11 protein-coding genes and 2 pseudogenes are annotated in these 13232 nt (G+C 67.5%); 7 read left to right on the forward strand and 6 right to left on the reverse strand.

All coding sequences use genetic code 11. From position 1 onward, the window contains the following. The first annotated feature begins 1 nt into the window (after position 1). The 7 genes from LIG30_RS10735 (at position 2) to LIG30_RS10765 (ending at position 9205) form a co-directional block, all read left to right on the forward strand. A complete protein-coding gene (locus LIG30_RS10735) occupies positions 2–1561 on the forward strand; it encodes a hydrogenase large subunit (RefSeq protein WP_038711959.1) in 1560 nt (519 codons plus the stop codon). Beyond that, complete coding sequence (locus tag LIG30_RS10740; protein WP_038711960.1) at positions 1561–2082, forward strand: NADH-quinone oxidoreductase subunit B family protein; 522 nt, start codon at positions 1561–1563, stop codon at positions 2080–2082. Before LIG30_RS10735 ends, LIG30_RS10740 begins: the two co-directional genes overlap by 1 nt. Before the next feature lie 163 nt (positions 2083–2245). Further along, entirely contained in the window at positions 2246–3142 is an 897-nt protein-coding gene (locus tag LIG30_RS10745; protein WP_038711962.1) for a LysR substrate-binding domain-containing protein, read from the forward strand. Between the two features lie 220 nt (positions 3143–3362). After that, positions 3363–5111, forward strand: a complete 1749-nt coding sequence (gene dld, locus LIG30_RS10750; protein ID WP_038711963.1) for a D-lactate dehydrogenase — start codon at positions 3363–3365, stop codon at positions 5109–5111. Positions 5112–5535: 424 nt separating this feature from the next. Continuing rightward, the gene (gene ssuD, locus LIG30_RS10755) at positions 5536–6669 is read left to right on the forward strand and encodes an FMNH2-dependent alkanesulfonate monooxygenase (protein ID WP_038711965.1); all 1134 of its coding nucleotides are present in this window, start codon (positions 5536–5538) and stop codon (positions 6667–6669) included. A gap of 272 nt (positions 6670–6941) precedes the next feature. Beyond that, positions 6942–8117, forward strand: coding sequence for a bacteriohopanetetrol glucosamine biosynthesis glycosyltransferase HpnI (gene hpnI, locus LIG30_RS10760; protein ID WP_051994960.1), 1176 nt, complete (start codon positions 6942–6944; stop codon positions 8115–8117). A 53-nt stretch (positions 8118–8170) separates the two neighbouring features. Beyond that, positions 8171–9205 carry a lysylphosphatidylglycerol synthase domain-containing protein gene (locus tag LIG30_RS10765; protein WP_051994961.1) on the forward strand — a complete coding sequence of 345 codons (1035 nt, stop codon included), beginning with the start codon at positions 8171–8173 and terminating at the stop codon, positions 9203–9205. Positions 9206–9321: 116 nt separating this feature from the next. On the opposite strand, the gene LIG30_RS10770 is transcribed toward LIG30_RS10765, so the two are convergent. The 6 genes and pseudogenes from LIG30_RS10770 to LIG30_RS10790 form a co-directional block, all read right to left on the reverse strand. Next, the gene (locus LIG30_RS10770) at positions 9322–10797 is read right to left on the reverse strand and encodes a nitronate monooxygenase (protein ID WP_235510278.1); all 1476 of its coding nucleotides are present in this window, start codon (positions 10795–10797) and stop codon (positions 9322–9324) included. Positions 10798–11154: 357 nt separating this feature from the next. Beyond that, complete coding sequence (locus LIG30_RS10775; RefSeq protein ID WP_038711968.1) at positions 11155–11397, reverse strand: hypothetical protein; 243 nt, start codon at positions 11395–11397, stop codon at positions 11155–11157. A 439-nt stretch (positions 11398–11836) separates the two neighbouring features. Next, entirely contained in the window at positions 11837–11974 is a 138-nt protein-coding gene (locus LIG30_RS27635; RefSeq protein WP_038712014.1) for a toxin-antitoxin system HicB family antitoxin, read from the reverse strand. 108 nt (positions 11975–12082) lie between these two features. Further along, positions 12083–12289 (reverse strand): annotated as a pseudogene (locus tag LIG30_RS27235) (diguanylate cyclase domain-containing protein); the annotation flags it as partial. 175 nt (positions 12290–12464) lie between these two features. Continuing rightward, positions 12465–12722 (reverse strand): annotated as a pseudogene (locus tag LIG30_RS10785) (response regulator transcription factor); the annotation flags it as partial. 55 nt (positions 12723–12777) lie between these two features. Next, on the reverse strand, positions 12778–13230 hold the full coding sequence (locus LIG30_RS10790; protein WP_051994962.1) for a hypothetical protein: 453 nt from the start codon (positions 13228–13230) through the stop codon (positions 12778–12780). Positions 13231–13232: the final 2 nt, after the last annotated feature.

The following is a 13232-nucleotide window of genomic DNA, read 5'->3' on the forward strand; positions in this document are numbered from 1 at the left end:
GATGCGACTCGATGCGATAGGCGGTACGCGAATCCGCCTCGCCAGGCTGGCCGGACAGGTGCCGGTCATGTGTGCCGACGTCGACGCGCCGGGCTGGCTCGACATCGCGCAGGCGGTGCGGGCGGGCGGCGGCCGTCTGATTGCGATGTGGGGCGCGGAGTCGCCCGAGCAGGCGTTTTCGGTGTGCGCGGCCTACGAACTCGACGACGGCGTGCTCTGGGTGCGGCTCGTCATGGGCCACGCGCTGCAGGCCGGCGGCGACTATCCCGATCTCTGCGCGGTGTTTCCGTGCGCGACGCGCATGCAGCGCGCGATCCGCGACCTGACCGGGCTGCGCGCGCGCGGGGCGCAGGACATGCGGCCGTGGCTGAATCACGGCAACTGGCCCGACGATTACCATCCGTTGCAGAAACAGGCATCCGGCGTCGAGCGGTTCGCGTCGCGCGAGGCGGATTATCCGTTCGTGCAGGTGGCCGGCGACGGGGTGCACGAGATCGCCGTCGGTCCGATCCACGCGGGGATCATCGAGCCGGGACATTTCCGTTTCACGGTCGTCGGCGAGAAAGTACTGCGGCTGGAGGAGCGGCTCGGTTACGCGCATCGCGGCGTCGAGCGCCTGTTCGAGCGGACGCCCGCGTCGCTCGGCCACCGGCTCGCGGGCCGCATCGCCGGGGACTCGACCGTCGCGTTCTCGTGGGCATACTGCATGGCGCTCGAGCAGGCGCGCGGCGTCGCGGTGCCGGCGCGGGCGTTGCGCATGCGCGCGGTGCTGCTCGAGCGCGAGCGCATCGCCAATCACCTCGGCGACCTGGGCGCGCTCGGAAACGACGCCGGGTTCGCATTCGGCCTTGCCCAGTTCTCGCGCCTGAAGGAGGAGTGGGTGCGCATGAACGGCGCGCTGTTCGGGCATCGCTATCTGATGGACCGGATCGTGCCGGGCGGCGTGGCGGTCGACGTCGATCGCGCCGCGATCGACGCGATCGGCGCGCACTGCGACCACATCGAGCAGGAAGTGCAGGTGATGCGCCGGATCTATGACGACCAGTCCGGCCTGCAGGACCGCTTCTCGGGGACCGGCCGGTTGACGTCCGACGTCGCGCGCCATTTCGGCGTGCGCGGCATGGCGGCGCGCGCGAGCGGCAGTGCGTTCGACGTGCGCGCGAACCTGGCCCACGCACCGTACGACGCGATCCGCGTCGAGGCCGCAAGCGATGCGCGCGGCGACGTCGCGGCGCGCGTCGCGGTGCGGTTCGAGGAAGTCGCCGCGTCACTGTGGCTGATCCGCGCGTTGCTGACGGATCTGCCGGACGGCCCGTGCGCGGTGGCGGTGACGCCGGGTGCCGCGCCGTCGCGCGGCGCCGGCTGGATCGAGGGATGGCGCGGCGACGTGTTCGTCGCGCTCGAAACGGCGGCCGGCGACGCGATCGCGCGATGCCATTGCCACGACCCGTCGTGGCAGAACTGGCCGGCGCTCGAACATGCGATCATCGGCAACATCGTTGCCGATTTCCCGTTGATCAACAAATCGTTCAACCTGAACTACGCGGGGCACGACCTGTAATGTGGCAGCTGATCCGACAATTCGCGCGAACGGACTTCCCGGAACAACCCGCTGTGCCGGATGCGCCCGAGTGGCGTCACGACGTGCAGCAGATTCACCGGGACCTGCTCGACCTGCTCGGGCGGGCATTGTGCATCCGGCAGATCGACGCCGGCTCGTGCAACGGATGCGAGCTCGAGATCCATGCGCTGGGCAACCCGTATCACAACATCGAGGGGCTCGGGATCAAGTTCGTGGCGAGCCCGCGGCATGCGGACCTGCTGCTCGTCACCGGGCCGGTGGCGCTGAACATGAAGGCGGCCGTGCTGGCCGCCTACGACGCGACGCCCGAGCCGAAGCTCGTGGTGGCGGCCGGCGAGTGCGCATGCACCGGCGGGCTGTTCAAGGACAGCTACGCGGTGTGCGGGCCGGTCGCCGATCTGCTGCCCGTCGACGTGACGATACCGGGCTGTCCGCCGCCGCCTGTCGATCTGCTCAGGGGAATCCTCGCGGCCTGCCGGCTGCGAGAGGCGCGCGGGTGACGCGCGGCGGCGGCGTCATTCGTGATGTCGCTGCGCGGGGGCGATCGACTGCGCGCGGCCCCAGCTGCCGCGCCGCGGCAGCGCGGCTCCGATACGATTGGGTTAGAATCGCCCGCCCGAGCCGATCGCTCCCCGTCCACCGCATGTCCGACACGAAAACCGCATGGAATTCCGTCAGTTGCGCTACTTCCTCGCGGTGGCCGAGTATCTCCATTTCACCGAGGCAGCCGAATTCCTCGGCATCGCGCAGCCCCCGCTGAGTCAGCAGATCCTCAAGCTCGAACGCGAGATCGGGACGCGTCTGTTCATCCGGCACCCTCGGCGGGTCGAGCTGACGGAGGCGGGCAGGCTGTTCCGGGAGCGCGCGGCGCGTATCGTCGAGGAAGCCGATCTGGCGCTCGCCGAAGCGCAGAACGCCGGTCGCGGCGAAAGCGGGCGGCTCGTGCTGGGGTTCGCCGGCTCGATCGTCTTTCATCCGCTGGTGGCGTCGTTGATGCAGCGCTACCGGCGCGACTACCCCGGCGTGCTCATCAAGTGCGAAGAAAGCAATAGCCCGGCGCTGCTCGACAAGGTGCTCGAGGCGCGCGTCGACGCGGCGTTGATCCGCCTGCCGCTGGATTGCCGCGAGCTTGCCGTGCAGCCGCTCGTGGAAGAGGAATTTCTCGCGGTGCTGCCGTCCGGCCACCGGGCGAGCGCCGACAGCGCGCTTGCGCTGCGCGCGCTGTCCGGCGATCCGCTCGTGCTGTTTCCGCGTTCGATCGGCCCCGACCTGTACGACGCCATCGTCGGCGCGTGCCACGCAGCCGGCTTCACGCCGGCCATCGGCATGGAGTCGCCGCAGATTTCGTCGGCGGTGAACATGGTCGCGGCGGGCTTCGGCGTCACGCTGATCCCCGAGTCAGTGCGCCAGGTGCAGGCGCGCGGCGTCACGTACCACGCGCTGCAAGGCGAGCCGCTTCGTACGGGGATCGCGCTCGTGCACCGGCCGAGGGAGAAGTCGCCCGTGATTCGGAACCTCGCGCGCGCCGTGCGCGAGCTTGCGCGGGACGCGGCCGCATAAGCGGCAATGCCGCGGTGACGGACGCCTGCATCCGTTCACGTATCCATATGCATTTCGTCTTGAAGTCGCGCCCGCGCGATATTGGACTTCGCCTGCGCGCACGCCTAGCCTTACCGCATTCGACCGGACGGGCGGGTCGGGCGCCGCGCCGCCTGCCGCGCGTCCGCTCAGCCCACGACAAGCGCGCATCGCGCGATGCGCGGCCAACAGGAGAATTCACGTGTCAACCGTTCCAGGCGGAACTTCCGCGTCGCTGAAGCCGATCAGCACGCGGCAGGAGACTTTCCTTCATTCGCTGACGGAAATCGTCGGGCATCAGGACGTGCTGACGACGGAGCAGGATACGCGCCGCTACCGCACGGGGTTCCGGTTCGGCGAGGGCAAGGTCGTGGCGGTGGTGCGGCCCGGCACGCTGCTCCAGCAGTGGAAGGTGCTGCAGGCGTGCGTCGCCGCCAACGTGATCGTCATCTGCCAGGCATCCAACACCGGATTGACGGGCGGGTCCACGCCCGACGGCGAGGACTATGACCGCGACATCGTGATCGTCAGCACCGCGCGGATCAGAACGGTCCACGTGATCGGCGGCGGAAAGCAGGTGATCTGCCTGCCGGGCGCGACGCTCGACCAGCTCGAACAGACGCTGAAGCCGCACGGGCGCGAGCCGCACTCGGTGATCGGCTCGTCGTGCATCGGTGCATCGGTGATCGGGGGCGTCTGCAACAACTCCGGCGGCGCGCTCGTGCAACGGGGGCCGGCCTATACGGAAATGGCCGTGTTCGCGCAGGTCGGCAAGGACGGGCGCCTGAGCCTGGTGAATCACCTGGGCGTCCGGCTCGGCGCGGTGCCCGAGGACATCCTCGCGCGCCTGGACAAGGGCGAGTTCACGGAGAAGGACATCGTCTACGGCGAGGCGGCCGCGTCCGACCACCACTATTCGGATCACGTGCGCGACGTCGATGCGGACACCCCCGCGCGCTACAACGCCGATCCGCTGCGGCTGCACGAGGCGTCGGGTTCGGCGGGCAAGGTCATGGTGTTCGCGGTGCGCCTGGACACGTTCCCGATCGAGGCGGGCGCGAAGGTGTTCTATATCGGCACCCATGACGTGGACGAGCTGACCGACATCCGCAGGCATGTGCTCACGCAATTCAGCAAGCTGCCGATCGCGGGCGAGTACCTGCATCGCGACGCGTTCGATATCGCCGAGAAGTACGGCAAGGACACGTTCCTGATGATCCACCATCTCGGGACCAAGCGCATGCCGATGCTGTTCGGCTTCAAGAGCAAGTGCGACGCGTTCTTCGACCGGCTGGGCTTCCTGCCCCGGCATCTGAGCGATCGCCTGATGCAGGCCGTCAGCCACCTGTTCCCGAAGCACTTGCCCAGGCGCATTCGCGACTACGGGAAAACGTACGAGCACCACCTGATGCTCAAGGTGTCGGCGGAGACGGCCGACGAGGCGCGCACGTACCTGCAGTCGTTTTTCGCCGCGCGCAACGGGGCGTTCTTCGAATGCACGCCGGACGAGGGCGCAAAGGCGTTCCTGCACCGGTTCGCGGCCGCGGGCGCGGCGATCCGTTACCGCAACGTGCATTCGCGCGAAGTCGAGGACATCGTCGCGCTCGACATCGCGCTTCGCCGCAACGACCGCGCGTGGTTCGAAACGCTGCCGCGCGAGATCGACGCGCCGATCGCGATCAAGCTGTATTACGGCCATTTCCTCTGCCACGTGTTCCATCAGGACTACATCGTCAGGAAGGGCAACGACTGCCTCGCGCTCGAACACGCGATGTGGAAGCGCCTCGACGCGCGGCGCGCCGAGTATCCGGCCGAGCACAACGTCGGGCACCTGTACCGTGCGAAGCCGGCGCTGAAGTCGTTCTACGAAGGCCTGGACCCGTGCAACTGCTTCAATCCGGGCATCGGCCAGACCTCGAAGTTCGCGAACTACCGCGAAGCGCACGGTTGAGCGACGGCGGGATGGCACTCGCGCGTTCCGGCCGCGTGCGTGGCGAGCAGCATGCCGCAAGCCGATCGATCCATCCCGCCCGAACATGGACAACCGGAAAGCGCAGGTTCCGCGACAAAAGCGCGCAACACGGCGGGCCGGACGGATCGCGACCTCGATATCCACTGAGCGCCAGCGGCGCGTGCATGCGGCCTGGCGGGCCGCGTCCCGGCTGCGGGAACCGGAAATCGGAAAACCAGATTTGCATTTCCGATATTGATGGTAGGCCATCGCGAATGGCGCTGTTTCAATGGGCGACTAGCCGATTCGACGCAATCGCCGGCGCCGCTGCAGCGGCACCGGTCAGCGAGCGTGCGGGCTCCCCGCGGCCCGGCATGCGTCGATCGCGATCCGTCATTCACCACAGCTCCATGAGGACGTACCCATGTCTCTCGACATTTTCTGGTTCCTGCCCACGTCGGGCGATACGCGCTACCTCGGAAAATCCGACTTCGGCCGCCCGCCGACCAATGAATACATGCGCCAGATCGCGGTCGCGGCCGAGGATCTGGGCTACGACGGCCTGCTGATCCCGACCGGCAGCAGCTGCCTCGACCCGTGGGTCACGGCCGCGAGCCTCGTGCCGGTCACGCGCCGGATCAAGCTGCTCGTCGCGCTGCGCACGTCGCTCAGCGGGCCGACCGCGTCCGCGCGGCAGGCCGCGACGCTCGATCAGGCGTTGCACGGCCGGCTGCTGCTGAACGTCGTGCCCGGCGGCGACTCGACCGAACTCGCGGCCGACGGCGTGTTTCTGTCGCACGACGAGCGCTATCAGGCCGCCGACGAATTCCTGCAGGTCTGGCGCGCGCTGCTGGCCGGCGAGACGGTCGACTTCAGGGGCAAGCATCTGCACGTCGAGCAGGCGCGGAACTTCCATCCGCCGGTGCAGACGCCGTATCCGCCGCTGTTCTTCGGCGGCTCGTCGCCGGCTGCGCACGAACTGGCGGCCAAGCACGTCGACACGTACCTGACCTGGGGCGAGCCGCCGGAGGCGGTCGCGGAGAAATTCGCGGACGTGCGGGCGCGCGCGGCGCGATACGGCCGGACCGTGGAATTCGGCGTGCGGTTGCACGTGATCGTGCGCGAGACAAACGAGGAAGCATGGGCGGAGGCCGACCGGCTGATCAGCAAGCTCGACGACGACGACATCCGGCGCGCGCAGGAAAACTACGCGAAGATGGACTCGGTCGGCCAGCGCAGGATGGCGGAGCTGCATGGCGGGCGGCGCGACAAGCTGGAGATCAGCCCGAACCTCTGGGCGGGCGTCGGCCTCGTGCGGGGCGGCGCCGGCACCGCGCTCGTCGGCGATCCGCGGACGGTCGCCGCGCGGCTGCAGGAATATGTGGACGCCGGCGCGCAGCGCTTCGTGCTGTCCGGATACCCGCATCTCGAGGAGGCGATCCGCTTCGCCGAGCTCGTGTTCCCGCTGTTGCCCGGCAAGCAGCCGGTGACCCTGCGGGACACGTCGCTCACGGGCGGCGCGTTCGACGTGCGGGTGAGCGGCGACGCGAAGGGCTGACGCGGCGTGGCTGCGGCCGCCTGACGGCGGCGCAGCCCGGTGGCGGGGCGCGCGTACCCCGCGCGCGATCGTCACACCAACTTCAATTTGGGCACTTATACTAAAAGGCGGGTCGCCACACGAATTGCGAGGGATTTGCCGAACATGGAAACGCCGAAGATCCATCGTGCGCATGACGCATGATGGGGAGCACACATGCCAGAAGGCGCTCGGCCGGGGGGCGGGCGGTATTTTCGACGGCGGTCATCGCCGCGTTGTCGGCGGGTGTGTCAATGATTGTCGCGTTGCCGCACCTCGTGCGGATCCTGCTCGAGCTGCTCGCCGCGTTGTGCGCGCTGTGTTCGGCGCTGGGCATCGCGTATAGCTCGCTCGCCGGATTCCTGGTGCGCCGCTTCTTCGCGCGGCCGTGCGTGGCGCCGCAAAGCCATCCAGGAGTCACGGTCGTCAAGCCGTTGCATGGCGACGAATGGAATCTCGCGCAGAATCTCTCCACGTTTTTCGAGCAGGATTACCCCGGTCCGGTCCAGTACCTGTTCGGCGTTCACGATCCGGATGATCCGGCGCTGAAGACGGTCGATGCGCTGCGTGACCGTTATCCGCTCGCGCAGATCACCGTCGTCGCCGACTCGCGGCTCTACGGGCCCAACCGCAAGGTCGCGAATCTGGTCAACATGCTTCCGCAGGCGGCGTACGACGTGCTGTGCTTCGCCGACAGCGACGTGACGGTCGATCGCGACTACCTGCGCCATGTCGTCGGTGCGCTGCAGCAGCCGGGCGTGGGCGCCGTGACCTGCGTGTACCGCGGCATGTGCGCGCCCGGTTTCTGGCCCCGCTTCGCCGCCGCTTCGACGAACTATCATTTCCTGCCGGGCGTGGTGACCGGCCTCGCCATCGGCCGGGCGCGGCCGTGCTTCGGGCAAACGATCGCGTTGCAGCGCGCGATGCTGGAGCGGATCGGCGGCTTCGCGCAGTTCGCGCATCATCTGGCCGAGGACCATGCGATCGGCGAGGCGGTGCGGCGTACCGGGGCAACCGTGGCGATCCCGCCGTTTACCGTGCGGCACGCATGTGTGGAAACCACGTTCGCGCGGCTCTTCGAGCATGAGCTCCGCTGGAGCCGCACGATCCGCGCGGCCGATCGCGCCGGGCATCTCGGCTCGGTGCTGATGCATCCGTTCCCGATGGCGATCCTCGCCGTGCTGGGCTCGGGCGGCGAACCGGCTGCCTGGGGCCTCGTGGCCGCCGCGCTGCTGGTGCGCGCGACCCTCAAGTGGCGGACCGACCGCGCCATCGGCGAACGATGCCGGGGGTTGTGGCTGCTGCCGCTGTGGGATATCGTGCAGTTCATGATATTCGTCAGCAGCTTCTTCTCGTCGCGCGTGGTCTGGCGCGGTTTCAGTTTCAGCGTGGACGGCAACGGCCGGTTGTCCCCGCAGCACGACGATTGACTCGCCATGCATATCCTTCGTGAGGTAACGGCAGGCGTGGCGGTAACCCTTCGATGAGGCATTTCGGACGTGTGGCGGCCCTGTGCGGCCTGGCAATTGCGATCTGGCTCGTCTGGCGCGATCATCCCGCAACGATTTTCGGGCTGCTGCAACAGGCAGGGGCGGGGCTGCTCGTGGCCGCGTTCGCGCACGTGTTGCCGATGCTCGCGAACGCGTGGGACTGGCGCACGCTGATCCGCTCCACGCAACAGCCGCGCTATATGGCGATGCTCAAGCTGGTATGGATTCGCGAATCCATCAACGGGTTGCTGCCCGTTGCGCGCATCGGCGGGGAAATCGTTTCGTTCCGGCTGCTCGGGCGGCTCGGCGTGCGTCCCGCGACGGCGGCGGCCAGCCTCGTCACCGACATGCAGCTGACGCTGGTCAGCCAGCTGGTGTTCGCGTTCGTGGCGATCGGCTACCTGCTCGAACAGGCGTCGTCCGGCACGGTGCGCGCGGCGGGTCACCTGGCCTGGGGCATCGCCGGCGTCGCGCCGCTCATGTTGCTGTTCGCGCTCGTCCAGCACGCCAAGCCGTTCGAGCGCGCGGCGCGGACGCTCAACCACATCACGAGCGGCAAGGTCGTCGCGCTGGTCGGCAAGTCCGTCCGCATCGACCAGTCAATCAAGCTGATCTGGCGGCAGACCGGCGTCGTCGTGCGCTATCTGTTCATCTGGCAGACGCTGCAGTGCGCGGGCTTCGCGCTCGAAATCTGGCTGGCGCTGCACGTCCTCGGCGTGAACGCGAGCTTCATGCAGGCGTTCGTGATCGAGGCGCTGATTCAGCTCGTCAGCAGCGTCGCGTTTCTCGTGCCGGCCGGGCTGGGGGTGCAGGAGGGCGGCTTCGTGCTGATCGGCGGCCTGTTCGGCTTCGACGCCGCGACCTGTCTCGCGCTCGCGAGCGTGCGGCGCATCCGCGACCTGCTCTTTTACGTGCCCGGCCTGATCGCGTGGCAGGTCGCCGAGCATTCGCCCCGGTATCTGGGCGCCGGCGCCGCGCCGCGCATGTGCGTCGAAGCCGCGAAGCGCGACAGCGACACGCGGGGCTGAGGAGGCGATGCCTTTTTCCCCTTTTCGACGTGCGTTGAACGCCCGACGCCGCAAGCGTTCGTTCGACGCGCGATGCAGCGTCGCATGCGGCATCGGGATGGTATCTCCGCGGCGATTCAGCGAGGATCGTCGGTCAGCGCGTTGACCTTGTCGAGATTGGCTTCGTGGGCGGCGAGCATGTCCGCCAAACCCTGCCGGATTGCCGCATCGTCCACCAGCGGCAGAAGTTCTCGCACCTTTTTCACCACCCATCCCTGGCCGCGATTGAGAAACGCAAGGCGCGCGCCGAGATCCTCGATGGCCATCGCCTTTTCATAAAAGCTGCCGGTGCGCGTACCGGGCATTCTTTCGAGGTTGCGGATCGCGCGAGTCAGCATCACGCACCATTTCACTTCGTCTCGATGGATGGCTTCCACGACATCCCGGATCGCCGCGTCCTGCACGCGGGGGGCCGTTTCGCGCGTCACTCGCGCGCCCGCGCGTTCAGCCTCGAGCAGTTCGTCGAGCCGCGCGACGATGGCGTCGGTTCTGTCGCGCTCGAATTCAGCCGCATAGCAGACCGGTGACGCTCGCTCGATCGCCGGGGCGTCCGCGCGCGGCATGTGCGTTGCCGCTTCGGCCACGATGCGGGCCATGCGCCGCGCGGCGGGCTCCACCGCCACGACATGCTCGACGCCCAGTCCCGCGTAGAGCGCCATCGCCTCGAAGTCTCCCGTCATCGACCGTAGCGGCGAATCGGTGCTGAAAAGATAGATGGCGCGGCCGGCCTCGTCGCCGATCACGGTCCGGCCGGCGGAAAACGGATCGCCGCGCTCGCCACGCGTCACGCTGTTGCTCAGCACCCGCACTGCCGCGTGAGGCGGCCAGTTGATATGGAAGGCCTCGGTGAGCACGGTGTCGGAGGCGCGCGCTTCCACCAGGCGCTTCTTGTGATAGTCGTGGGCGAAGGACTCGTCCGTCGCCATCAGCGCCGTGCCGAGCACGGCGGCCTGGGCACCCTGCATGAGTACGCGAGCGACATCGCGGCCATTGCCGATGCCGCCAGCCGCTGCCACCGGCACGCACGCCACCGCCAGCACTTCCGCGAGAAGCTCGGACAGCGGCTGCCGGCCCCGGACGTGGCCTCCCGCTTCGACCCCTTGCGCGATCAGCGCATCCGCGCCGGCCTCCTGCGCCAGCAGGGCGTCGGCGACAGAGCCGATCTGGCAGACCACGAGAATGCCGGCGTCCTGCAGCCTGGCGATCACCTCGCGCGAGACGTCCCAGAACAGTCCGACCACCGGCACCCGCAGCTCGATGCATAGCTCGATCTGCTGATGCAGCAGCGTCGCATCGGTCGCCGCGGGGATGAGGTTGACGCCAAACGGCTGGTCGACACGCTCCCGGACACGGCGCACTTCGTCGCGGATCAGGTCGAGCGGCTCGCGCACCATGCCGAGAAAGCCGAATCCGCCGGCGGCGGTCACGGCAGCGACAAGTTCCGAGCGGGAGACGCCCCCCATCCCCGCCAGCACCACGGGGTATCGACAGCCAAGCAACGTGCAGAGCGGGGTCTGCTCGAGTGCATGAATCTCGTGGAACGACTGGGGCATGGTTGAACTCATGGTTCGGTGGGCGGATACGGAATCAACGTCATGCCTCCCATGGGCGTTGGCACAACATCCCGTTGCAGGCATTTCTTCGCAATGACGGCGATATGCTGCCTCGGTATATATCACAAGATGATGCATCTGGGCGAGCAGGCCGCGTACCGATTGCCGGGGAGGGCGCGCAACAATTTGCAACCCATGCATGCCGACGCCGGAGCAGCGCTGTGGCGCGCGTCGATCATTGCAGCGGTGGGGGCTTCGGTGGATGTTTGCGCAACTTGGCGCCGTATGTCTCATGGGCACAAAGCCGGCGGGCCGATCTCGTCAATCGTTGAATCTGATCAGAGATGCGCGCGTCGGTCACGCCTGGGTGGCGCGCATCATGGGCCGATTCGTTGCTGGCGGAAACACCTGCCATGATCCGTCGTCGTGCCTGAAAAAGAACATGATCTGCACGCCGGCGGGCCTTGAGGCTTCCACGCACACATAGCGCCCGCGGCTCGAACTCATGCGGCTGAATCCGGCGATGCGGGCCGGCATCGTGGGGGTTGGCGCGAGCCATTTTTCGACAAGCCGTCGCAACGACATCCCGTGAGTTTTCATGAGATCAACCCTCAATGCAGTTCTGCTGGATTAAGGGAGCATGATCCGTACCAGTGCAAAGGGAGCCGATTTTCAAGCCGAGCAACCGGATGCCGTATCAGGATTGCTCCAATTCGGATCAATGCGTTGCGTTCTGGAGCGATGACGCGTGATCACCATCACTATGTGCGCAGTCGCTGGCTGATCTGCCGGCCGTGCCACTGGAGCAGCCCCGTCAAGCACTTCGCCTCCGGTGCGCTCTAGCAGCATCCTGCCGATCGCATTTGCGATGAGTTCCCGGGCACCAGACTCATAGGCCATGGCGCTCATGCAAAGCCGGGATACGGTGGCCAGGGGGGCGACTACACGTTGCCCAGTGGTTATCGGGATGGGGACCTCAGCGGGCCACTTTGTATGGGGAAAGGCCGCCGACGTGGTGACGCGCGACGGCCATCCGATATCAGGCATGCGCGGCGCGCTCCAACACTTCGCGCGCGGCGCGGCCGAGCACTTCTTCAGACCATTGGTTCACGCTCTCACCGGATACGGCAGACGCGATGCCGACGCGTGCGTGCACGTCCGGATCGATGCGGAGCATGAGTTTCCCCGACGCCGGTTTCTGCGGCCTTGCGGCCGGCCTGCTCGCAGTCGGTCTGCTGGCGTGCTCGATCGCCAATGCGTTGATCACGGCTCGAATCTTCTCCGCAATCGCTGCGGCGTCAGTCAGTGTCGTGTCCGGCAGCAGCACGACGAACTCCTTCCCGTCATTGCGGGCGGCGACCTCCCCCCGGGCGCAGAATGTTCTCGCCGATCACTGAGCGACGGCCGCTAGCGCGTCATTTCCGGCCAGGTGGCCATAGGTGTCGTTGTGCGCCTTGAAGCAGTCGACATCGACGAACGGCAGCGAGAACACGATACGCGCCCGCTGCGCCCGACCTCACTTATGATCGAGTAGAAGATCCATGCGCCATCACCGATCCATCGACAGTGAGCATGACGAAATCACGGACCGCCGGACAGCAGTGACCCGGCACGCGGGCGCGAACGAGCGTGTCCGGTGTGTCGACAAGACACACAAATACATCGGCGTCCTGGCCACCGTCGCGCGCAGTGACGACAATGACCGGCACCGCGCTATCCCTCGCGCGGATGCCGGCCAGGACCGCGAGGCCGTCTCGGCCGGGCAGGCCGAGGTCGAGCAGAATCAGGTCATAGCGTTTCGCGGCGAATGCGGTCAGCGCGAACGCACCGTCCGTGACGCGGTCCGCCGCGTACGATGCGTCCTTCAGCTCGGCCTGGACGGCCTCGCCGATCATCGGGTCGTCTTCGACCAGCAGTATTCGCATACCCCCACTCCACGCGCGATATCCGGAATCAGCGGATGCGTTTCCCGCCTGCGTGTCACGCTGTCTTGCCGGCGAGCTTGTCGAACGTGTGCAGGAGGTCGTTCATCGCAGCGGTGCAGTCCGCCTGCGTCGGGTGGTCGGCGCGCAGCGCTTCGAGGGCGCGGTCGATCGCCTTGTCGAGCACATGCCAGTCGTCCGCCGCGCGTGGCTTCAGGCCAGCTTCTGCCTCGTCCCAGGCAACCTCGAGATCCTTGATGCGTGTCTTGCCGCCTGCGAGGTCACCCTTCGCGACGAAACCGGACACGTCGGCGGCAATCGTGCGGAACTGGGACAGGTCGCCGAGCTTCGATGCGCTCGTGGGCGAGCCACCCTGCGCGGCGGCGGAGGCGGGCGCCGCGGTCAGCGCGTCGGCGCTGTCAGCCCGCTTCGAGCAGCCGGCTGCGAGGCCGAGTGCAGCGCACACGGAAACAGCAACGAGCAGGCGTGAAAGCGTGGTCGGATGACGCATGA

The organism is Burkholderia sp. lig30 (genome assembly GCF_000687455.2).
In the GTDB taxonomy this organism is placed as follows: Bacteria; Pseudomonadota; Gammaproteobacteria; order Burkholderiales; family Burkholderiaceae; genus Burkholderia.